At 30.9% G+C, this 22,731-nt stretch carries 21 protein-coding genes and 1 pseudogene; 21 read left to right on the top strand and 1 reads right to left on the bottom strand.

Annotated features, from left to right (window positions below; genetic code table 11):
• Positions 1-185: 185 nt before the first annotated feature.
• The 6 genes from HNR33_RS10840 (at position 186) to HNR33_RS10815 (ending at position 6,222) form a co-directional block, all read left to right on the top strand.
• The gene (locus tag HNR33_RS10840; protein ID WP_429083200.1) at positions 186-623 is read left to right on the top strand and encodes an NUDIX domain-containing protein; all 438 of its coding nucleotides are present in this window, start codon (positions 186-188) and stop codon (positions 621-623) included.
• Positions 624-769: 146 nt separating this feature from the next.
• Positions 770-2,059 carry a lactate racemase domain-containing protein gene (locus HNR33_RS10835; RefSeq protein WP_429083199.1) on the top strand — a complete coding sequence of 430 codons (1,290 nt, stop codon included), beginning with the start codon at positions 770-772 and terminating at the stop codon, positions 2,057-2,059.
• A 192-nt stretch (positions 2,060-2,251) separates the two neighbouring features.
• Positions 2,252-3,343 carry a glycosyltransferase gene (locus HNR33_RS10830; protein WP_429083198.1) on the top strand — a complete coding sequence of 364 codons (1,092 nt, stop codon included), beginning with the start codon at positions 2,252-2,254 and terminating at the stop codon, positions 3,341-3,343.
• Between the two features lie 460 nt (positions 3,344-3,803).
• Entirely contained in the window at positions 3,804-5,258 is a 1,455-nt protein-coding gene (locus tag HNR33_RS10825; protein WP_429083196.1) for a nitrilase-related carbon-nitrogen hydrolase, read from the top strand.
• Between the two features lie 10 nt (positions 5,259-5,268).
• Positions 5,269-5,808 (top strand): LytTR family DNA-binding domain-containing protein, encoded by a 540-nt coding sequence (locus HNR33_RS10820; RefSeq protein WP_429083194.1) that lies wholly within the window; start codon positions 5,269-5,271, stop codon positions 5,806-5,808.
• Positions 5,809-5,811: 3 nt separating this feature from the next.
• Positions 5,812-6,222 (top strand): hypothetical protein, encoded by a 411-nt coding sequence (locus HNR33_RS10815; protein WP_429083193.1) that lies wholly within the window; start codon positions 5,812-5,814, stop codon positions 6,220-6,222.
• A 198-nt stretch (positions 6,223-6,420) separates the two neighbouring features.
• Here the strand turns inward: HNR33_RS10815 and HNR33_RS10810 are convergent.
• A pseudogene (locus HNR33_RS10810) lies at positions 6,421-6,534 on the bottom strand (DALR anticodon-binding domain-containing protein); the annotation flags it as partial.
• Between the two features lie 566 nt (positions 6,535-7,100).
• Here HNR33_RS10810 and HNR33_RS10805 point away from each other — a divergent pair.
• From HNR33_RS10805 to HNR33_RS10735, 15 genes are all read left to right on the top strand, one after another.
• The gene (locus tag HNR33_RS10805) at positions 7,101-8,297 is read left to right on the top strand and encodes a hypothetical protein (protein WP_429083192.1); all 1,197 of its coding nucleotides are present in this window, start codon (positions 7,101-7,103) and stop codon (positions 8,295-8,297) included.
• Between the two features lie 43 nt (positions 8,298-8,340).
• Entirely contained in the window at positions 8,341-9,027 is a 687-nt protein-coding gene (locus tag HNR33_RS10800) for a response regulator transcription factor (protein ID WP_429083191.1), read from the top strand.
• Positions 9,027-10,487: a sensor histidine kinase gene (locus HNR33_RS10795; RefSeq protein ID WP_429083190.1), complete on the top strand. Its 1,461-nt coding sequence runs from the start codon at positions 9,027-9,029 to the stop codon at positions 10,485-10,487. The genes HNR33_RS10800 and HNR33_RS10795 overlap by 1 nt, the downstream gene beginning before the upstream one ends.
• A gap of 408 nt (positions 10,488-10,895) precedes the next feature.
• Positions 10,896-11,456: a sigma-70 family RNA polymerase sigma factor gene (locus HNR33_RS10790; protein ID WP_429083188.1), complete on the top strand. Its 561-nt coding sequence runs from the start codon at positions 10,896-10,898 to the stop codon at positions 11,454-11,456.
• Positions 11,457-12,566 (top strand): DUF4179 domain-containing protein, encoded by a 1,110-nt coding sequence (locus HNR33_RS10785; protein WP_429083187.1) that lies wholly within the window; start codon positions 11,457-11,459, stop codon positions 12,564-12,566.
• A 362-nt stretch (positions 12,567-12,928) separates the two neighbouring features.
• Complete coding sequence (locus HNR33_RS10780; RefSeq protein ID WP_429083185.1) at positions 12,929-13,252, top strand: PadR family transcriptional regulator; 324 nt, start codon at positions 12,929-12,931, stop codon at positions 13,250-13,252.
• Positions 13,245-13,835, top strand: coding sequence for an HAAS signaling domain-containing protein (locus HNR33_RS10775; protein ID WP_429083183.1), 591 nt, complete (start codon positions 13,245-13,247; stop codon positions 13,833-13,835). The genes HNR33_RS10780 and HNR33_RS10775 overlap by 8 nt, the downstream gene beginning before the upstream one ends.
• Positions 13,825-14,700 (top strand): DUF4097 family beta strand repeat-containing protein, encoded by an 876-nt coding sequence (locus tag HNR33_RS10770; protein WP_429083181.1) that lies wholly within the window; start codon positions 13,825-13,827, stop codon positions 14,698-14,700. The genes HNR33_RS10775 and HNR33_RS10770 overlap by 11 nt, the downstream gene beginning before the upstream one ends.
• Before the next feature lie 261 nt (positions 14,701-14,961).
• A complete protein-coding gene (locus tag HNR33_RS10765) occupies positions 14,962-15,642 on the top strand; it encodes a response regulator (protein WP_429083180.1) in 681 nt (226 codons plus the stop codon).
• Entirely contained in the window at positions 15,642-17,009 is a 1,368-nt protein-coding gene (locus HNR33_RS10760; protein WP_429083178.1) for a sensor histidine kinase, read from the top strand. The genes HNR33_RS10765 and HNR33_RS10760 overlap by 1 nt, the downstream gene beginning before the upstream one ends.
• A 193-nt stretch (positions 17,010-17,202) precedes the next feature.
• Complete coding sequence (locus HNR33_RS10755; RefSeq protein WP_429083176.1) at positions 17,203-18,621, top strand: ABC transporter substrate-binding protein; 1,419 nt, start codon at positions 17,203-17,205, stop codon at positions 18,619-18,621.
• Between the two features lie 29 nt (positions 18,622-18,650).
• A complete protein-coding gene (locus HNR33_RS10750) occupies positions 18,651-19,484 on the top strand; it encodes a carbohydrate ABC transporter permease (protein ID WP_429083174.1) in 834 nt (277 codons plus the stop codon).
• Complete coding sequence (locus HNR33_RS10745) at positions 19,481-20,296, top strand: carbohydrate ABC transporter permease (protein ID WP_429083172.1); 816 nt, start codon at positions 19,481-19,483, stop codon at positions 20,294-20,296. The genes HNR33_RS10750 and HNR33_RS10745 overlap by 4 nt, the downstream gene beginning before the upstream one ends.
• The gene (locus tag HNR33_RS10740) at positions 20,293-21,612 is read left to right on the top strand and encodes an efflux RND transporter periplasmic adaptor subunit (RefSeq protein ID WP_429083170.1); all 1,320 of its coding nucleotides are present in this window, start codon (positions 20,293-20,295) and stop codon (positions 21,610-21,612) included. The genes HNR33_RS10745 and HNR33_RS10740 overlap by 4 nt, the downstream gene beginning before the upstream one ends.
• Entirely contained in the window at positions 21,603-22,655 is a 1,053-nt protein-coding gene (locus HNR33_RS10735; protein ID WP_429083169.1) for an ABC transporter permease, read from the top strand. Before HNR33_RS10740 ends, HNR33_RS10735 begins: the two co-directional genes overlap by 10 nt.
• The last annotated feature ends 76 nt before the right edge of the window (positions 22,656-22,731 follow it).

The following is a 22,731-nucleotide window of genomic DNA, read 5'->3' as shown; positions in this document are numbered from 1 at the left end:
CTGGGAATAGGTAGCTAGGGTTCCGCCTTGAAATTTTAAGGGACTGTGACCAAGCGCTACGGCTCTTGCACAGCAAGAGGCACCTACTGGAATAAAATGCCCGAGGGGGAAGGTTCAGCGTGTTTCTTATGCGCTGAATTCTTTTCTCCTCGGGTTTTTATATTTTAAATAGAGGAGAGGATTTTGTGCAACAAATTAAAGAAATTTGTCCAGGTATAGCTGTTGTAATTTTTAATGATAAAAAGGAGGTTCTATTACAAAAGAGAGCAGATGTTGGTTTATGGGGGATACCTTCAGGGCATGTTGAACCAGGTGAAACAGTAACTAATGCTGCAATAAGAGAAGTGATTGAAGAAACAGGATTGCATATTGAAATACTGCGTTTCATTGGAGTATATTCCGATCCAAGCTCTCAGGTTTTTGAGTATCCTGATGGGAGAGTAACTCATTTTGTAACTTGTTGTTTTCAAGCTAAAGTAATAGGAGGGAAGATATCTTGTGATTCACCAGAGACTTTAGAGCTAAAATATTTCCCTACAAATATGTTACCATCAAATATAATCAAAATACATCCTAGTTGGCTGAATGATGCATTATCTGATGAAGGACCGTATGTTAGATAAGAACAAAACTCTAATAGCAGGAACAAATTGTCTTAATACTAAAGTAATATTGACATGTGGAAATGTAGTCAATATAATGTATAACAAGTAATTATCTGACGGAATATTTAAAACATAAGGATACACTTTAGGAGGCGGACAAGAATATGGAAACAATAAAGATGAAGTATGGAGAAGGAAAAGTAGATGTGACAGTGACTAAAAAGAGCTTGTTAGGAATTATAGAAAGTAACAGTAAAGAGATAGATAAAACAGAAGAAGAAATTATACTAGAGGCTTTGGAAAATCCAATAGCTAGTGCTAGATTAAAAGAATTAGTTCATCCAGGTGAGAAAGTCTGTATTGTAATCTCAGATGTAACAAGATTATGGCAAAGAATGAATGTATATCTATCATATATTGTAGATGAATTAAATAGTGGGGGTATCAAGGATGAAGATATTTTATTTATCTCATCTACAGGGTATCATAGAAGTCAAACAAAAGAAGAACATAGAATGCTGTTGGGAGAAAAATTAGCGGATCGTTTTGAAGTAATAGACCATGATTGTTTTGATAAAGATAATCTAGTTTATTTGGGAACAACTAGATTTGGTACACCTGTTTCTATAAACAAAAAAGCAATGGAATGTGATCATATTGTTTTAACAGGAGGCATTGTATTCCATCTATTAGCTGGATGGGGAGGCGGGAAAAAGTCAATTCTCCCAGGTATTTCTGGTTACGAAACGATTATGACTAACCATGCATTATCACTAAGTCCTAATGCAGGAGAAGGAAGCAACCCTCTTGTAAGAAGTGGGAATGTTGAAAACAATCCACTTCATGAGGATATGCTGGAAGCAGCAAGTTTTGTTAGACCCACCTTTATGTTTAATACAATTATGAGCGCTAATGGAAAGATAGCGCATGCTGTAGCAGGGAACTATATTAAAGCACATGAAGCTGGCTGCAAGATTGTAGATGAAGTAGACGGTGTTCCAATAAAAGAAAAGGCAGACTTGGTTATAGCAACTGCAGGAGGATACCCTAAAGATATTAATTTATATCAAACTTCAAAAACACTTATTAATGCAAAAGAAGCAGTAATAAAAGGTGGAACAATTATCATTTTAAGCCAGTGCAAAGAAGGTTTTGGAAATGATCCTATTAAGGAAATATTGCAAAATTTTGATACAGTAGAAGAAAGGGAAGCTGAACTTAGAAAAGATTATTCAATTGCAAAATATATTGGCTATTTTATTAGTGAAGTTGCAAGAGATTTTACTCTTATTCTTGTAGGGGACATGGATCCTGAATTAGTAAAAAGAGCAGATATCAAGGTTGTAAAAACTATAGAAGAAGCATTAGAAATGACTTATGAAGAAAAAGGCAAGAATCTTACTACTTATTTGATGCCTCAAGGAGCAAATACTTTACCAAAGTTAGTAAAATAATAATGTTAAGTTTTGAAGCATTTCATCCTCGTTATAGAGGTGAAATGCTTTTTATATTTTGATATAAGTGGACAGTATATGAGATAATTAACCACTTTCTACCTGATTTATAAAGCAAACAACGATTGACTTTATCGGTTGAAAAAAAATATAATCAATATAGACAACAGCTTAAAAGGATGGGAGTTTAGTATGAATCGTATATTAAAAAAGAGCAATATTATTTATTTTTTGAGTAACAAATGTTCTCAAACTATAGGTGGAGTACAGACAATAATGAGATTAATAGAAGAAGCAATGCCAACACAGAAATTTGTTGAGAATATTTTGGTATATAATAAGAATGAGATTCAATTAGATAAGTTACCCAATGTTGAGATCAGAACATTTGAAGAAAATATTAATAGGCAAATTCAGTATTATAAGGATGTTCTTTTAGAAAAAAATGAAGAATTATCAGAAAAGGCAATTATTCCAGGATCTAAAATAATTGTATTCGGTGTACAAAAACTACTTATGCTAAATAAGAAACACCTAAAAGAAAATGAAATTATTATATTTCAATCTGCAAAACCAGATGTGACTCTTGCATCAATAGATAATAAAAAAGTACCTATTATTTTAAGAGATAGGTTAAAATATATTGATAAATTTTTATTCTATACTGAAGATGATAAAATAGAGATTGAAAAAATTATAGAAAACTCGGAGATTCAGTGTATATACAAATCATATATTGTTCCCAATCCATCAAAAACACCTAGGAAGCAAATATGCAAATATACAAATAATGTAATGTATCTAGGCAGATTTGACTTTATACAGAAGAATATTAAAGAATATAGTGCAGTAGCTAATAGAATATATCCTAAGTTTGAATTAAACGCATATGGATATGGAATTAGTGAGTTTCTTTTAACATATTCAAAAGTAAATGTTAAAGGAATCATTGGAGATATTACTGAAGTAGCTAAAGATAATAGTATATTATTACTTCTATCCAATTCAGAAGGCTTTGGAAATGTGCTTGTTGAAGCTTTCTCAGTAGGCATGCCAGTGATTGTATATGATTCGTATCCTGCTGCTAGGTCAATTGTAGAGCCTAGTGTAGGACAGCTAATACCTTATGGAGATACTGAAGGAGTAGAAAAAGCTATAAAAGAAATATTAAAAGATGAAAATACTTTTATGAAATATTCTAATGCTGCATTTGAAGCATCAAAAAAATATGTTAAACAAGATATTGTTAAGAGATATATTCATGTAATAGAAGACGAGATATAAAATAGATATTTAGATATTTGCGAGAATTTTGAAATCTTTTTCATTAGAATTTAAAATAGGGTGAGGTGAGCCGTACCATAAATAACGGTGGTTTTTACGATATTGTATTCCCATATACATGACAATCTTAAACTTCATTGTTGTGGATTTTTACACTTCCCTTTAAATTACCAATTCATTTTACACATAAAAAAGGGTATAAATTCTAACACTTGTGAAGAAACTCACCTGTTTATACAGAAAGGATTTCAATTTATGCCTATTATAAGTATTTACAATAACTAAGGTATTTCAAGCTATATAAATGAAATACTTTAGACTTTAGTAGAGTCATTGGCCAAGCCTTACAATCCATTCAAGGATCCTTTCGTCCGATTTATTGTCCTTTCTATGCGTATAACACTACATATAGAATAAACCGTGGTACAATGAATCCATAAAACACGAAAGGAGTTTACTTATGAAAAAAAATATATATTATATCTATTTATTACTTGGATTCACTACGATGGTACTAAGCAATGGTAAATATCTCTATGGTATTTCTGCCTTTATATTCCCAATATTTTTGCTTTTAGCAATTGAGAACATGAAGCCATTAAAAGCAGTATTATTGATGGTTTTGACTACGAGCATTGCAAATAGCATTAGTTTCTATAATATGCTTCCTGATATAGGTATGCCTTTGCTAAATTGGATTCCAGCTATGGCAGGTGGTACATTAGCATTACCATTTATCGTACAGTATTTTACATTTAAGAAATCAAAATCATTCTCAACAACATTGATATTGCCTGGACTTTATACTTTAATAGACTATGCAAATGCTACTTTTAATCCATTTGGTAGTTTTGGTGTACTGGGATATTCACAACATAATTTCTTGGTTGTTGCACAACTTGCATCAATAGTTGGGGCAGTAGGATTAACATTTATCATTATATGGTTTGGTTCAGTCTTTTATTGGATGATTAAAAATCGTAAATATAAGTCACGAAACCGATATTCATTAGGATTTATAATAGTTACAGTAATGGTTCTTATCTTCGGTGGTATGCGATTATATAGCGTAGATATGAGTAACTCATATTCTGTTTCAGGTCTTCACACATTAGATCGTACTGTTCAAGAAACGGCAGATTTATTCTCAAATTTTGAGAATGATCCAGAGGAATTTAAAGTAAAATCTAAAGAAAATATAGAAAAAGTATTGGAATTAACAAGACAGGAGGCTTCAAATGGTGCCCAAGTAGTGTCACATGGTGAGGCAACACTTGTAGTGTCATATGAACAAAAAGATTCAACTCTTAAACGAATATCGAAACTAGCAGATGAAGAGGATATAGTTATAGTTACGACACTATATGTGTTGAATAATCCCCCAAATAAGCATGAGAATGTACTTTATACTGTTGATAATAATGGTACAATAATGACAGAACATTATAAGTATGGTGGCAATGTCTTTGAAGGATCAGTGGAAGGCGATAGGATTTTACAAGCTGCTGATACAAAATACGGTACTCTTTCAGGTATAATTTGTTGGGACAAAGATTTTCCTCAAACTGTTAACCAAGTTGGAGATCTTAATGTAGATTCGTTATTTATTCCATCAGCAGACTGGAAGGAGATTTCTCCATATCACACTATCATAGGTACTTTTAGAGGAATTGAGAATGGTTCTAATGTTATTACACAAACAGTTAATGGTATGTCGAGCATTGTTGACTATACAGGGCGGGTAATAAATGAAATGGATCACTTTACAAATACTATTTGGATTAACAGAGGGCAACTACCGGTCAAAGGAGTCCGTACCATATATACTTATATTTGTGATTATGTAATTTGGATAGTGATACTTATATTATTATATTCATTTACTCAATTGTTCAGCAATAAAAAGATAATTTAAAGGAGACGTTATGAAACTTGGTTTAATATGTCAAGAATCAACAAGAGAGGAAATTATCAATAAATGCAAGCATATGGGGATAACTTTTTATAATAATCCTGATATCTATTTAGTTGAACAAGGATATGAGAATAATCATCTCCCATGTTTTGTATTTCGTAGAGACGAACTTGATAAGTTGATACGAGTTATGGAGACGCTAACTCCCAAAGCTCAAACTAACAGGATCATCGGATTAGAAGACGAAACATATCATGTGATAGATGTTTATGACATATTGCATTTTGAGGCACGGTCTTCATATGTTATTTGCAGAACTAAAAAGGGAGAGTACAAGATTAAAGAAAGATTATATGAAGTTGAAGCAAGATTACCAGATGATCAGTTTATTCGAACAAGTCGGTCATTTATTGTTAATATCCATAAAGTAAGTACTATAGCACCTTGGTTTAACAGACGATTGCTTCTAACTTTCGATGATACTGAAGCAACAGTGGAAGTATCGAAAAACTATGTTACTGCATTTAAAACATTTCTTGGGATGAGGTGAATTATGATTAAGTATAATTTGAAATCACTACTATATGCAATATTTACAGGTGTGATAATTGCTTTCTTTATTGATTGGATATCTGGAAATACGTTTTTTGAAGAGCCTTTATCCTATGTTTTTTCAATATGTATAGCTGTTATCACATCAGTATTAATTGAGTTGGTTTATATAAAAGTGTTAATAAGAAAGTATATACCTATGTATATAAAGTATATCTCAGTATATTTTATAACGCTATTGGTTTATGTAATTGGAAACCTCTGGTTCAGGGGCTTCAGAATATTTGCTATGCCAGAGCTATATCTATTTGGTATATTAATACTTGTTATTATTACTCCAATGATTTATTGGTTATATAAGAGAATGGCTCAATATGATAAATTTTTAGAACTTAAAAAAGAGAAAAACTAATTTGAAGGGGTTGTCAGAAATAGAAGTTTTCCATTTGGAGAAATTTAAATTTATGCATTAGCTATGATAGAGTTTATTTAGATTTTTCATAGATTATGACAAAGTAAAGTTAAAGAAATATAAGAAAAGGGGTGTCATTTCAATGATTTCAAAGAACATTAGGAGACATCCCCTTCTATGGGTTAAAGTAATAGAAGATTATTTATCGATATTTTCTTCCGAAAATATCTTCTTATGATGATAGAATTTATTGAAAGTATTAGATGAATCATAAATATAGTCGCATATCTTATCAGGTGTCATATCAGAAAAACTTAGCTCTACACATTATTATTGAGAAAGGCAGCAAAATCATGTATCCTAAACTTGCTAAAGTAAAATATGCACATGGTATACAAAGGTGTATATAAAACTTATAACTATAGTACTTATAATGTACGTATTATAAATAAACCTAAAGAAATTGAGAATATATATAAGCACAGTTAACAACAATTACACATTAATCCGCCGAGTGTTTAGTTACGGTGAACTATACCATAAGTAACGGCGGTTTTTTAAAAGTATTTTAAGAAACTGCACGTAAAGGAGTCATCTGTATGTAGTAACTTCTTTACGTGCATATAATCCATAATTGTACTATTATAGAATTGACCATAATTTATTCGAATTGCAACAAATAAGAATATTATGACAATGAAAAAGATATTTAAAAACAAGACAGTTCTATTAAATAAGAGCGTTGTCTTGTTTTTTTAAATAAGTTTACAAATTTGTGACATTTGTTTATTTTTCTGAGAAAAACTACATTTATAATAAACATAGAAAAGATATTTGACTTATGCTAAGATAATTCAAAAAATATGGGAGGAGAAGGTATGAAAGGAAAAGTTTTAAGCGCAGTAATTGTAAGTGGAATAATTTTGACGACAGGTGTAGTAAATGGATGGGGGGGAGAAGATCAATTTAGAATATTAGAAAATACTAATGCTATAGAAAGTTTACAAGAATTAAAGATAGAAAAGATAAAGGGATATGATGTTATAGGCAATTTTCAAGATGATGGGTTTATTATAGTAAAAGAGCAATCCACTAACATTGCTAAGGGGACTGTGAAGGAAATTTTACTAAAGGATATTAAAAATCATAAGGAAGAATCCATAGATGTATCTAGCTTGAACCTAAAACGTATAAACAACATAAAAGAATCCAATAATTGGTTATATTTTACTGCCTATACTGCTTCAAAATCTCAAGAAAAAACTACTAAAGCGACCTATGAAGTTAATTTAAAAAATAAAAAGATAAGGGATGTTTCTAGTTATATTAAGGAAAATGAGATTATTTACCAATATGATAATGAAAAGGGATTCATTTTAGTCAACAAAAAGGAAGGAAGAATAAGAAGCCTAGATAGAAACCTTAAAGAAATCCAAAATTTTCAGTTGCCTATCAAAGAAGGTCAAAATGATATTTTCTATATAAATGATATAAGATCTATTAAGGAAGAGGAGGGACACATAACAAAAGTATACTTTTTAAGAGAAAAAATGAAAGAAGAAGGCTATCTGGGATTAGATGAAATACTATCTCGACAAGGATATGTTTATGATGTAGACTTAGGTGTTGAAAGGATGTTGCCCTTTAAAGAAACAATCCTTAGTTTAGAGGAACGAGTGGGGCAAATCTTTATTGAAGATAAAAGGGATAGCAATAATTATCTTACCCAAAAGGATGAAATGGGAAAAACTTTAAATGAAGTATTTTTATGCAGCAAAGAAAAGGGATATTTAAGAAGAGATGTTAATATGTCTCCAAATGGGGAATATGCAGTAATGAATTTTATAAGAACCTTTGAAAAGAATACCAATGAAAAAGGTGTCAATCAAATTCAAGAATTGTATTTGATTGACATAAAAAATCGTAAGAAAACTAAATTAATAGCTGTAGAAGAAGGAGAAGGCGGAATTTTTGATACGATTTGGAGTGAAAATGGCAGAAGCTTGGCAATCAATTTATCCAATATGGCTAGAGAATCGGAATATTGCATTGTCAACATAGAAGATGTACTATAGGAGTAAGGGGCATTTTCTTTCATAAGTTTGAGGAGGGTAAGGCATGGCAAAGAAAATTTTAGTAGTGGATGATGAAAAGAGTATAGTACAAGCCCTTTGCTATGCCTTTAAAAAAGAGGGATATGATGTACAACAAGCCTTTGATGGGAGAGAAGCTCTAAAGGTGTATGAAACGTTTAAGCCAGATATGATTATACTAGATGTCATGATGCCTAGACTAAATGGCTATGATTTTTGCAAAAAAATGATGGGAGAAAAAGTGCGGATTTTAATGGTTACAGCTAAAAGCGATATAATAGATAAGGTTTTAGGTCTAGAATTAGGAGCAGATGATTATATAACGAAACCCTTTGATATAAGGGAATTATTGGCTAGAGTTAAATCTGGTATGCGCAGAATAGATAAAGATATGGAAGAGATGAAAACCAATACTTCTATTAAAAGAGGTGAATTGGAGCTTATTTATGAAAATCGTCAAGCCATATTAAACAATAAAGACATAGAGCTGACATCAAAGGAGTTTTTGCTTTTATATAAGCTTCTAGCCAATCCTAACAGAGTATATTCAAGGGATGAACTATTAGATGAAGTATGGGGCATAGAGTATATTGGAGGCACCCGCACGGTAGATACTCATATTCAAAGAATAAGAAAAAAACTAGGAAAACAATATGAAAAACTTATTTATACAGTACATGGAGTGGGTTATAAGGGTAGGACTGATATTTGATGAAGACTGGAATAAAGCTTAATATCATGGGATTTATTTTATTCTTGCTACTCTTTACGATGTTCTTTTTAGCATTCTTTGTGATTAAAGGAGAAACAGAATACGAAGCTTCCAGAATAGAGAATTTTTTAGCATATGAAAAAAACAATATAGAGAAAGAATTTTATTTAGAGTGCATAAGCACATATGGTGAAAAGAAAGTAACTATGGATTCTTTTGGAGATTATATCTATCACAAATATTATTTTAAAAATCCTAAAGCAGTCGTATATGATCTTAAAGGTAATCCCTTATTGGATATAGACTATACAGAAGAGCAGGTTGTAAAGAGGAATAGCAAAAAGATTATCAACACGATTAAAGAAGACAAGATCCTATATACCATAAAGAAAGATAAAATATATTATTTTTTTCCATTGAGGAAAGAGGGAGAAGTAAAAGGTTTTGTTGAGTTTATATATAGAAACACAGCTTTGGGAGCTTTAAGGAGAAATACTCAGGGATTGTTTATAGGATTTGGCTTGATATTCCTTGTTTTAGGGATTGGTATAGCCTATTTATATTTCTCAAAACTGGTAAAGGATATCTCAGACTTAAATAGATGGATTAAGGGAATAGCAGCTGGAAAGAAAGAAACATTAATTTCTCTTAAGAGACAAGATGAGATAGGGGAGCTAAGTGAAGGGATCATTGAAATGAGTAGGGCTATTCAGAGTAGTATGGATGCACTTAATAAAGAAAAATCAAACTTGAAGTTAGCAGTAGAAAAATTAGAGCAAATGACAAAGGAGCAAAGAGAGTTTTTGGGTACTGTAACCCATGAATTCAAGACACCATTGACTTCTATAAGGGCTTATGGGGACTTACTCACCTTATATGAAGATATGGATTTATCAAAGGAAGCAGGAGAGAATATTATACAGCAGTCAGATAGACTCATAGAAATGGTAGATAAAATCTTGAATTTATCTTATAAAGAAAAATATGACTTTGAGATGGAGTTTAAGATTTTGGATATCAAACTTATTATAGAAGAAATATGTTTCATGATGGAACCTAAAGCTAGGAAATATAACATATCTATCAATAAACAGCTTTCTCCAATGCAAATAAAGGGTGATGAAAATATGATGAGACATATTTTTATCAATCTAATAGATAATGGGATCAAATATAATGATGCACTAGGGAAAATTTTTATAAAAAACTGGGAAGATGAAAATGCTGCTTTCATTGAAATAAGGGATACTGGGATTGGCATTTCAAGGGAACATCAAGAAAAGATATTTGAACCTTTTTATAGAGTGGATAGAGAGAATATTACGGGTAGGGGTGGGACCGGGCTAGGCTTAGCTTTAGTTAGTAAATTTGTTAAAAGACAGAGCGGGAGTATTCGCGTGCATTCTTCAGAGAAAGAGGGAAGTATTTTTACAATCAAATTCAAAAATAATAGAAAATAGTTATAATTATGTTACAAGATTCCCTTAAGTTATGTTTATATAAATACGAGATGACTAGTTTTTAATATGGGTTTTAAATCAGAAATCATTTAGAAAAATTAACTGTTTTGATGAAATAAACTTTTTATATTAGAAAAGCAGTTTTAGTTATAGTGATATAGTGAACTGAAACGTAGATAACGGTGGTTTACTCAAGGATTTACTATTTATAGCATAAAGAAGTACCTCTTATCCGACAATTGTTAATAAGAGGTACTTCTTTATGTTATAATAAACTGCATTTTTTATTGACTTTCACTTTAGTATAAGAAAAGATAAAAATTTATTTGAAAAATGAGAGAAAATAGATTTGTTTTCGTTTTATATAGTATAAAGGCCTTTATTGAATATCTAGGAGGAAAAGAATAAATGCGTTGTGATGAACGAAATTATATTAAGCGGTTAAAAAAGAAAAAAGAAGATAGCCTAGAATTTATAGTAGATAAATACTTAGGATTGGTAAAAGGAACAGTTTATAAAGTGTTAGGTCCAATAGAGATAGAAGGGGCTTCAGAAGAATGCATTAATGATGTATTCCTTGCTATATGGAACCATGGAGATCAATTTGAAGGGGATGAAGAGGAGTTTAAGAAATGGGTATACAAAATAGCTAAGTATCAAGCTATTGATTACTATAGAAAGTTAGTTAAGCGAGAAGAAGTTTCTTTAGAGGATAATTCTCTAATACATGCTAAATCCACAGAAGACCAAGTTGTATTGAATGAAGATAAGAAAGAGTTAATGAATCTTATAAATACATTACAGCCAATTGATCGAAAGATATTTATCATGAAATATTTTTTAGGAAATAAATCAGACGAAATTGCCAGTCAATTAGGATTGACCAGAACTGCCGTAGATAATAGGGTTTTTAGAGGAAAGAAAAAATTAAATCAACAGGCAACAATGAGTAGATGGAGGGAGATATAGATGAAAAATATTTATCAATTACTGCAAGAAATTGAGGCGGATGAGATGGAAATGAGAGAAATAGAAAAAGAGGTAGAAGTAACAGAGTTAGAAAGAGCAATTGTAAAAAAACGATTGAAACAATCAATAAGAAAGAAAAAAGGCTGGAATAGTAAAGGTATAATTGCAGTAGCTCTTGCTGGTTTAGTAATAGGTAGTACTGCATATGTAGGCATTACCAATCCAACATATGCAGCAGGGATTCCAATTATAGGAGATATATTTCGGTTCTTAGATAACGGTCGTACTGATGTTTATGATTTATATAAAGAAAACTCTAATGAGATCAACATCACTAAAGAAAGTAATGGTATCCGGATAACAATTAAGGATGCAATTTTTGACGGTAAAACTATTACTTATACTTATGAGATTAATACAGATAAGGATTTAGGAGCTCGCCCAATGGTAGGTATGGGACCTTCTTTTGATATAGTGAATTATACAGGAGGACTTACAGGCAGCGAACGAGTAGAAAAAGTAGCAGGCGGAACCTATATCGGGCAAGCAAACTACAGTGTTTCAGGAGAACTAGATCAAGTAAAATGTAAGTTGAAGATTGAAGACATCTTGGTAACTGACCTGAATAGGGAGGAAAAAATTAGAGGAAATTGGGTTTTTACATTTCAATTACAGGCTGTGGAGCGTAATAGCAAAGCAATCAATCAGGAAACAGAAAAAGATGGATTTACTGTAACCATTGATAATATAATCGAAACACCAATGTCCTTTATTATTGAGTATACTCAACAAGTTCCTGAAGCATATCGAAATGATTGGGACGGTGTATTTACCGAACTAGTAGTGAAGGATGATTTGGGTAATGTTTATGAAGGTCAAGGAAATGGGGGAGAAGGACATGTCCCTACAGGAATTATGAATTGGAGTATGACTTTTGGAAAGCTAGACGAAAAAGCATCAAAACTAATTGTTACACCTAAAGTATTTCTTTCTACCATGGCAGGTGGAGTTTCTTTTGATGAGAACGGAAACGAGACAAAATTAGAACCGATAAAAACAAAGGAAGATAGAGAGTTTTTCTTGAATGATATCGTCATTGAATTGGATTAAAGCAAGAGTCCTGTACAAGGTGAGAAGTAAACTAGCCATTAGAATATATAATGTAACACATGAATTATCTGAAAGGGCAATTCAGAATGTAGTCGAGAGTTGAGTTCAATTAAGAGCTCAGCTCTTTGTTTTTTATCTAAGAGTAAGAGATAGTAATTATTTTTGTATTTATTAATATCCCTTCATTGTTTAAGTTGTTCTAGGTTTTTCCACTCCTAAAAAATCACTTATTACTCGGCTAGTTTATTAACTCCTGTAATTTTTAAAAATATTACATAAAATTAAAAAAAGGTACCTTGCATAAAAAGATACCGTGTAGTAAACTATAACTATAAAAAATTATAAAAAAGGAATGTGGTTTAATGAATATTCAATTCAAAAAAGGAGTTCTGGAGCTTTGTGTATTAACACTTCTAGATAAACAAGACTGTTATGGGTATGAGCTTGTCAATGAAATCTCAAAAAACATATTGATCTCAGAAGGTACAATTTATCCGTTACTGAGAAGGTTAAAGGATGAAGGATATGTAACTACATATCTCCAGGAGTCTCAGGAAGGACCTACAAGAAAGTATTATCAGCTCACAGATTTAGGCAAAGAAACAACGGAAAAGCTAAAAAATGAATGGTTTTCATTTGTAGAAGGTGTAAATAAATTTATAAAGGAGTGTGAAGAAAGTGAATAGAGATAAATTTTTAGAAATTCTATCTAAAGAATTAAGTGATATTCATGAGGACGATAAAATGGATATATTATTTGATTATAATGAGCATTTTTCTATCGGTATTCAAGCTGGAAGAACTGAAGAAGAAATTGCAGAATCTTTAGGCGAACCCAGGACAATTGCTAAACAAATAGAAGCGGACTATAAGATTAACAAGGCAGAAAATACAGCTTCAACTGGTAATGTATTTAGAGCAGTTTTTGCAGTAATTAGCTTAGGACTTTTCAATTTGATATTTGTTTTAGGACCTTTTTTAGGAATCGTTGGAGTATTGCTTGGATTATTTGTAAGTGCTATTGCTTTAGTCTTTTCAGGCATAGCGTTATTTATCGCAACTCTTATATCACCGATTTTGCCGGAGTTTGTATCAATCCCTCCAAATCCTATAATAAGCATAATTCTTTCTATAGGAATTATAGCTTTAGGAATGCTATTTACTATAGGAGTAACTTATCTGACTAAGTGGTTTTACAAGATTACAGTCAAATATTTAAGGATGAATATGAATATAGTTAGTGATAGGAGGGTTAAAGTTGAAAGGTAATATTAATATGAGAAACTTAGTATTAATACTAGTTGTAGTTGTGATAGTTTCTTTTACAATATCAGGGACATATTTCTATTTGACTATGGCAACTGCAGGAGATTTCGTAAATTTTGAAGTCGGTGTAGAAAGAATCATAGATGAAGAAAAAACATTTGATGTTGAAAGTACTGAAGAAATCTATATTGATAGTACTAGCACAGATGTTAGTATAATTCCTGTTGATGATAACAAAATAAAAGTGCGCCTTTATGGGAAATTTAAGGCAAATAAGAATAATAAAGGAGCAACTTTAACTGCAAACATTAGCAATAATAAATTAAATATTCAAGTGAAGCATAAAGATAATTTTATTGTTGGATTTTACTCTGGGATTGAAAAATTAGATGTTTATATACCTAAAAATTATACAAATGATATTACTATAAAGAGTTCATCTGCTGATGTGGATGTAAGTAACATGAGTATTAACAGCCTTGATTTTAAAACTGATTCAGGTAATTTATTAATGGAATCCTTCAGTTCAAAAAAAACTGTAATAAAAACATCATCTGGTGATGTAGAGGCAAATGGATTTAATGGTGATTTAAATGTAGACTCAAGCTCTGGAGATGTAGAAATAGAGTATGAAGAGTTTAACAACAATATAGATATTACATCTTCATCTGGAGATGTTACCTTAAAGCTTCCCGTTGCTTCACAGTTTCATTTGAAAGCTAAAACATCATCGGGAGATATCATGAATAAATTTCCAATATCTGTAGTAGGCGAAATCGAAGATGATTTTTTAGAAGGATATGTTGGTAACAGTGACAGTAAAATCATAGTTCATACAGATTCGGGGAATATTATAATAAATAATTGATGAAAGGTTGAAAAGATCTTTAAATTGAAATACATTCCATACAAAGAGCATTACGAAATAAAATATGCAATAATAAAAAGATGAGTTCTGTGATGTATACAGGAGTCATCTTTTTTAATACCATTTGAGATATATAATTATTATAACAAGCTATGACATAAGAGATCATTTCAAACATTACTAAAGTAAAAGTATATACTTTATGGTAAAATTTAAATAGCTAACACATAAAGTAATTTCAGCTGACAAAGGGGGATGGACATGAACATTTTAGTAATAGATGATGAGAAGTTGCTAGTAAAAGGATTAAAAAAGAGCTTAGTTCAGGAAGGCTTTAATGTATTCACTGCATATGATGGAAACGAAGCTTTAAATATTGTCAACACAGAAAAGGTTGACTTCATAATACTTGATTTAATGCTTCCTGGAATAGATGGTATGTCTTTATGTAAAATGATTAGAGTAAAAATGGATATACCAATCATCATGCTTACAGCAAAGGATGATTATATAGATAAAATACTAGGACTTGAGCTGGGGGCAGATGACTACATGACCAAGCCTTTTCATACTAGAGAGTTAATAGCAAGGATTAAAGCAGTATATAGAAGACTAAGTAAGAGAAATATAGAAGAAAACATCATAGAAATTGACGATTTAAAGCTAGACATTCTAAGCAGAAGTCTATATAAAAAAGAGACGGAGATACCTTTAACATCAAAGGAATATGACATACTTAAGATACTTATCTCGAATCTAGGAAGAGTATATTCAAGAGATTATTTATATGAACTGGTCTGGGGTGAGACAAGCTATGATACTAGAACCGTAGATGTACATATCAGCAAATTGAGAGAAAAGATTGAAGATGAACCCTCCAACCCAAAATATATTAACACAAAATGGGGAGTAGGATATTATTTCAGGAAGGAAAGGTTATAATGTTTAGGAAGCTGAGTATTAATCTAGCTGTCATATATGGTATTATTATAGTTATAACAATCATTACATTAGATTCCATCTTGATTTATACATATGAAAAAAACCAATTTCAAAAGAATGAAGCAAAGTATTTATCTTATGGGAGTATTATATCAAACCTTGCAATTGAAGATATAGACGACATCTTGGATTTGAATAGGACAATAAAGAATTACAGCCAAAACATAGAGGGAAGAGTACTGATACTTAATAAAGAAAAAATGGTCATAGGCGATGTATTTAATAATTATATAGGAACTCGTATATCTAATAATGAAATCCTAAGGACTATAGATAAAAAAGCTAAAACACTTGGATATTACAGTAAGGATAATGAAAATATTATGATGGTTACAGCTCCTATAATAGATAATGACCAGCTAAAAGGATTAGTATTGATATCTACTAGTATAAACCACATATATAAAGACGTAGATGACTTAACTAGACAAACAATAGTTATATCTGGTGCAGCAGGTATACTTGCTATATTATTATCGTTATACTTTGGGAAAAGGATATCAAGACCAGTTGAAAAACTTACTACTGCTTCTAATATGATATTGAATGGTGATTTAAATACTAAAGTAGATATCATAAGAAAAGATGAAATAGGAAGACTTGCTGACACCTTTAATAGCATGAGCGAAGAGCTTTACAAAATAGATACTAATAGGCGCAGATTTATAAGTGATGTATCTCATGAGTTAAAGACGCCCTTAGCATCTATTAAGGCATTGATTGAATCTCTCATTGATGGAAATAATGAAGCAGAAGTATATGATGAATACTTAAAGGACGTCAATACGGAGATAGACAGATTGTCCACCCTTGTAAAATCACTTCTCACAGTTACAAGACTAGAAGAGGTTGAGTTAAATAAGATAGAAATAAATATATATGATGAGGTTAATGATATATATAAGCTGTTTAAATCTATGTTAGGTGATAAAAATATGGAATATAGAAATAATTGCGAAAGAGAATTGATAATCGAGGCTGATAAGGATAGATTCAAAGAAGTTTTAATTAATCTTATAGACAATAGTATTAAGTATGGTAAAGAAAATGGCTACATTGAAATAAAGACACAGGCTATCAAAAATAAAATACTATTAATCATAAAGGATAATGGAGTAGGTATCTCTGAAAAAGATTTACCATTTATATTTGATAATTTTTACAGAGCAGATAAGTCTAGAAATAGAGATACAGGTGGGAATGGCATAGGTCTTTTTATTGTTAATAAGATCATAAAACTTCATAAATGGGACATAAAAGTTTGCAGTACATTTGGAGAAGGCACAGAGTTTATAATCGAGATATAAACAGGTATTATAGTGGCAAAGGACTAAGTTATTAACTAGCTTAGTCCTTATTTTATTCTATTCAATCATTTTTTTAGAAATACTTTACACTTTCTTTACATTTTTTTAGAGTTTCCTTACAAGTTTCTTCTATAATAGGATTAATAGTTAATGATTGTCAATTCAATATAATAATAGAATGGGGGTAAAATACGTGTTTAAGAGAATACTGTCATTACTTCTAATATTAGCGCTTATTATATCTATGGTAGCATGTACAGGCAAGTCAGAAACAACAAATATTAATAAGGAAGATGCTGAACAAGTTGTTAATCCACAATCACAGGGGGAACAAAAAACAATTACTATTGCTGTATCTAAACAGACCTATACAAGTAAGAAGAGCAGATATGAAATTATAGACTATTATAAGCGAATCTTTGAAAAAGAGCTTGGAATAAAGGTAGAGTTTGACTTTGTTGAATCTCAAAATTACAAGGAATTTTACAAGGGATTAGCTTCAAAGCTATATACAGACAAAGCACCTGAACTAATACTTGTTGAATACGAGCCTTATTATAATCTAATAGAGCAGGGTGTTGCTATGGATGTCACAGATAAAATACCAAATCTTAAAAAGATTTATAACGGTATAATAGGTGAGAAGGTTTATAAAGTACCTATAGGCATGATTTATATGGTGCATGCACTTAATAAAGATGTATTAGATGGACTAGGAGTTGAGGTACCTTACTATGATTGGACTGCAGAAGACTATTATAAAATAAGAGAAAAATGGTTAGAGCAAGGACCTGTTCATCTAACAGAATTTCAGTTAGAGGATATATATTACTTTGCAGATAAAGATAAGGTAAAGATGTTTGATATTGAAAATAAAAAGGTGACTCTTAATACCCCAGAGATGAAGGATTATTTAAGAAATGTTAGAAAGGAAGTATTTTCTGGCAGATATATTATTGATAAAAACTATACCTACAAGAATTTCTACAATATGCTATATGAATCTGGTTCAGATGAATATAACGATTTTATGGAAATTAGTAGTAGTTATGAGAATACAAATGCTCTAAGACTATGGCCAGCAGTTACTCCGTTATTAGTAAAAGAAATGAATGAAAAATTAAATATTAAAGGAATAAATATTGCCTATCTACCATTTTATTCCAATAGGGACAATGCCTTATCAACATGGGGGTTGATTGTTAATAAGAATGGTAAAAATGTAGAATTAGCACTCCAGTTTGTCAATGGTTTATTAAACGATGACATACAGATGGAATTATACAATAGAGTATATTCTACCTATCCAGTAAATAAAGAGATAGAATGGCAGATAAAAGATATTGAAGGCAAAGTGAATGACAATGGACAGAAGATTATTAATGAAGATGTGCTTAGATTTAAAGACTATGTACTAAAGAATATAGAAGAGGGAGTTTACAAGCCATATGAGAAGGGTGGGTTAGAATATAAGTTAAAAACTGATTTTAGCAGTATGATTAGAAAGGAATTAGATGCCATTATATTTGCTGATGAAGAATACACAGAAGAAGAATTAACAAAAGCATTAAAGGACCTAGAGAATAAATATAATATCTTAATGAATGAATAATTAGATGAGAAGTGAAAAGGAGGGCTAGGATGAACAATATCAAAAGATTAAAAAAAACCAAAGGATTCATTTTTATATTTCCTAGCCTTGTAGGCTTTTCTATACTTTATGTGATTCCATATATATGGGGAATAAAATACTCAGTTAGTAGAAGTGGCTTTGATAAGACCTTTGTAGGGTTGGCTAATTATAAAGAAGTATTAGATAGTAAGGCATTTGTCTTAGCAGCTAAAAATACAGTGAGCTTTATGGGATTTGCTATACCTTTAATTATAATTATTTCTTTAGTTCTATCTATAGCCATATACGAAACAAAAGCTCCAAAGCTTATAAAGCTGCTAATCATTCTGCCTGTTGCAGTTCCTTCTGCATCTGTGGTTGGATTTTATAGAAAGCTTCTCGGAACAGGAGCATTTAACCTGATGGATTCAGAATATGCAATGCTAGGCGTTATACTTATATTCATATGGAAAAACACAGGCTATAATCTTATTATTTACTTAGCTGGGTTGACTCAGATAGAAAAGTCTATAGGGGAGGCAGCTGAGGTGGATGGGGCTAATTATATACAGAGGTTATGGCATGTAATATTACCGCTTTTGACTCCTACCACAGTATTTGTAGGGATCGTGACTATTGTTAACTCATTTAAGGTTTTTAAGGATGTATACATATTACAGGGCAGTTATCCAAATCTTAAAATATATATGCTTCAGCACTATATGAATAATAAATTCGCAGATCTTCAGTACGAGAGTTTAACTTCTGCTGCGTATATATTTTCGCTAATCATATTAATATTTGCGTCTATACTTTACCTATTTGACAGAAGATTTTCAGAAAAAGTAGGTGATAGTCAATGAAAAAAATTATCTTAACAGTTCTAATAATAATATCACTAGCCTATTCTTTCCCTATTGTATTTACATTTTCAAATTCATATATGACTGAAAGGCAAATTAATAGTAATCAAATAAAATTGATACCAGAGGAATTTAATTTACAGCAGTATTTTTCTTTAGTTACCACAAAAGCTCAGTTTTTTAAATTCTTTGCTAATTCAGTAAAAATAACAATACTAATTATTGCGGGACAAATAGTAGTAGGTATATTTGCTGCATTTGCTTTTGCGAAGATGAAATTTCCAGGTAGTAACTGGATTTTTGCTATATATATACTAGCTGTTTTGATGCCATTTCAGGTGACCTTAGTACCAAATTACTTAGTATTTGATAAAGTAGAACAGCTTTTTAGATTTAAAATTTTAGACACTCATTTTGCAATTATTCTACCCGGTATATTCTCATCCTTTGGGGTTTTTCTTCTAAAACAGTTTATAAGAAATATTCCTAATGAGCTAGTGGAAGCAGCTAGAATAGACGGAGCGGGTTATATAAATATTCTTTTTAAGATTATTCTGCCAGTTATTAAGCCAGCTATTTTTACGCTTGTCATTCTAATCTTTATTGATAATTGGAATCTGATTGAGCAAGCACTTATCTTTATAGATACTGAATCTAAAGTACCTCTATCTGTATTTTTAGAGAATATATATTATAACGATCATAGTGTATTTTTTGCAGGAGCAGTGCTTTATATAATACCTGCAGTGTTCATATTTATAAAGGGTGAAAAGTATCTTAATGAAGGGCTAGGGTTAGGAGGGTCAAAATGATGATAGATGAGATGGTGAAGAATAATAAAATAATAAATATAGTCAAGAATGTTATACTGAGTTTTTTTGCTTTAGTTTTTGTTTTGGGATTCTTTTCAAAATCAACTATTAATTTAATGCTGCCAAAAGTGCATACTATATATCCTATGGAAAATACATCAATACAAAAAACTGTAAAGGTAGATGGAATAATTAAGCCAGTAAATACTTATAAGATTAGGTTAGATAGGAATGTAATAGTTCAAGAACATTTCGTTAAAGTAGGAGATAAGGTGGTTATTGGAGCACCGATATTTAGAATCAACAAAAACTATGGTGGTAATGGAAATAGTGAGCGAATAGAGGAGTTGAATCTACAGCTGCAGGAACTACAGATACAGCTAGCGAAGCTAGAGGATTCTGCTACAGATATAGAAGAAAAAAATATAAAAGTTATTAAGAATAAAATAGAAAATGCACAAGAAGAAGTTGAAAATCAAGAAATATTATTTGAAGCAGGTGCTATATCAAAGTCAGAGCTTGAAGAAAGTAAGCTTCAGCTTGAAGAACAGATTATTAGCTTTGAAACCAGTTTATTAAATTTTGAAAAGCAGAAAAAGGATAATAATTATTCAGCTGATAAAATTAAAAGTCAAATTAAAAAGATAGAGCAGAATATAGGTGACTTAAAAGCGCAGGAAGAATTTTATGCTAATATAGATCAAGATGGAGTATGTTATGCTGAAAATGAAGGCGTCATACTAGCAGTCAGTGAGACAGATATAGTACTTAGCAAAGATGCCGTAATTACTGAGATAGGAGTAATAGATGGGATAAAGTCTATAAAATTTGTAGCACAAATAGATGAAAACGATTTAGGCATATTAGAGGAAGTAGGCTTTATAGAAGTTACTAATAGGGATAACTCTAAGAATAGAATTTCTATAACTAAAATAAGTAAGATTCTGAACGGTTCAAAGCTACAGCTTGAAGGGCAGTTTATAGATGAAGTAAATAGAAATATTATAATTGATGAAAAGATACAAGGCATTGCAGCAAAAAAATATGAAAGCAAAGAATTTCATAGTATTCCTAAGGCTGCTATTATTCCAAAGGAGGAGCTAGAGGAAGGTAAGCTAGGAAGCGTTTTTATGATTGAAGAAAAGGAAGGTGTGTTGGGGGACGAAATAATAGCTAAGGAAATAGAAGTGAAAATAAGGGCTGTTGGAGATGACAAAGTAATTATCGAAGGGTTAGAAAACTATAAAAAAACACAACTTATTAATAATTTATCCTATAAGATAAAGGATGGAGTGAGAGTTTGTTTATGGGAATAAAGAGAATAGTGTCTTTACTATTATTAGTAGTGACAGCCTTTGGATGTAGTCTATATTTAGAAAGTAAATATAATCCTAAAGTAATAGAGTATAGATATAATGGCGAGCTTGATTGGCTCACTTTAAAAAAGTTAGATGATGATTTTGGTAACAACAGTTATAATATTAACTTAGAAACAGATTATATGGGACATAGTCTTACCGCAACTACAGGAAAAGATATGTATATGGAGAATATCAAGATGGAGCTGGGCGAATTTCTAATTGAACCCTATGGTAATTATGCTGTTATTGGAGACCAGGTTGCAGATGAATTCTTTTCTACAACTGCTGTTATCGATAAGGCAATAATAATAAGTGGCCATAGCTATAGGATAAAGGGTGTTATAAAAGATAGTCGTTATATTTATATTCCATTCGGTGAAGAAATAAGTGGCATAGACTGGAATAAAAGAGTTATTAAATTTGTAGCAAATAATGATGACGACTCTGATATTTTAGTTAGAAACTTTGATAATTTTCTAAAAAATAGAGATGTACAGGTTATGGATATCATAGTATATAAAAGAAAAATAAAATTATACACCAATCTTTCAATACTGATTTTAACATATTTAGGGTGTTCTTTAGTCATGTTTTTAATACAAAAAAGTCGATTAAGCATAGCAACACTGTGGAGAGAGTACACCTCAAAAAAACGTAGGGTAGAATGGCGTAATTACATCAAAGAAAAAAGAAAAGAAGTTATACGCAATTTAGGATATTTATCAGGTATTTTATTTATACTAATGCTAGTACATAAGCTAATAACAAGATTATACATACCATCTTCTATGATACCTGCTAATCCCTTTTCTATAGCTGTCTACATAGAGATAATTAAGCGATATTATGGCATTTTTATGTTTCATTTAGAGAGTGGATTTAGCAGTATTGGTATAGATGCTGTTAAACTCAACATCATGGTGGTACTGATATATTTATTGACTTCAAAATTGACTAATGAGAAATCCAAAATTTATCGAGGAGAATCAGTACTTTAAAGAGAACTTATACTTCTTACAACACTTCAATATAGTTGACATGTCAACTATATTGAAGTATACTTAAAATAGGTGA

Source organism: Brassicibacter mesophilus (genome assembly GCF_050433385.1).
Taxonomy (GTDB): Bacteria; Bacillota; Clostridia; order Tissierellales; family Proteiniboraceae; genus Brassicibacter; species Brassicibacter mesophilus.
This window is presented reverse-complemented; position numbering and strand designations above follow the sequence as displayed.

Bases quoted from the DNA above. Each gene is read 5' to 3' on its own strand.
- HNR33_RS10745 (WP_429083172.1), top strand. From the start codon at position 19,481: ATGAAAAAAATTATCTTAACAGTTCTAATAATAATATCACTAGCCTAT.
- HNR33_RS10830 (WP_429083198.1), top strand. From the start codon at position 2,252: ATGAATCGTATATTAAAAAAGAGCAATATTATTTATTTTTTGAGTAAC.
- HNR33_RS10795 (WP_429083190.1), top strand. From the start codon at position 9,027: ATGAAGACTGGAATAAAGCTTAATATCATGGGATTTATTTTATTCTTG.
- HNR33_RS10750 (WP_429083174.1), top strand. From the start codon at position 18,651: ATGAACAATATCAAAAGATTAAAAAAAACCAAAGGATTCATTTTTATA.
- HNR33_RS10735 (WP_429083169.1), top strand. From the start codon at position 21,603: ATGGGAATAAAGAGAATAGTGTCTTTACTATTATTAGTAGTGACAGCC.
- HNR33_RS10790 (WP_429083188.1), top strand. From the start codon at position 10,896: ATGCGTTGTGATGAACGAAATTATATTAAGCGGTTAAAAAAGAAAAAA.
- HNR33_RS10835 (WP_429083199.1), top strand. From the start codon at position 770: ATGGAAACAATAAAGATGAAGTATGGAGAAGGAAAAGTAGATGTGACA.
- HNR33_RS10765 (WP_429083180.1), top strand. From the start codon at position 14,962: ATGAACATTTTAGTAATAGATGATGAGAAGTTGCTAGTAAAAGGATTA.
- HNR33_RS10740 (WP_429083170.1), top strand. From the start codon at position 20,293: ATGATGATAGATGAGATGGTGAAGAATAATAAAATAATAAATATAGTC.
- HNR33_RS10800 (WP_429083191.1), top strand. From the start codon at position 8,341: ATGGCAAAGAAAATTTTAGTAGTGGATGATGAAAAGAGTATAGTACAA.
- HNR33_RS10815 (WP_429083193.1), top strand. From the start codon at position 5,812: ATGATTAAGTATAATTTGAAATCACTACTATATGCAATATTTACAGGT.
- HNR33_RS10820 (WP_429083194.1), top strand. From the start codon at position 5,269: ATGAAACTTGGTTTAATATGTCAAGAATCAACAAGAGAGGAAATTATC.
- HNR33_RS10805 (WP_429083192.1), top strand. From the start codon at position 7,101: ATGAAAGGAAAAGTTTTAAGCGCAGTAATTGTAAGTGGAATAATTTTG.
- HNR33_RS10825 (WP_429083196.1), top strand. From the start codon at position 3,804: ATGAAAAAAAATATATATTATATCTATTTATTACTTGGATTCACTACG.
- HNR33_RS10785 (WP_429083187.1), top strand. From the start codon at position 11,457: ATGAAAAATATTTATCAATTACTGCAAGAAATTGAGGCGGATGAGATG.
- HNR33_RS10780 (WP_429083185.1), top strand. From the start codon at position 12,929: ATGAATATTCAATTCAAAAAAGGAGTTCTGGAGCTTTGTGTATTAACA.
- HNR33_RS10760 (WP_429083178.1), top strand. From the start codon at position 15,642: ATGTTTAGGAAGCTGAGTATTAATCTAGCTGTCATATATGGTATTATT.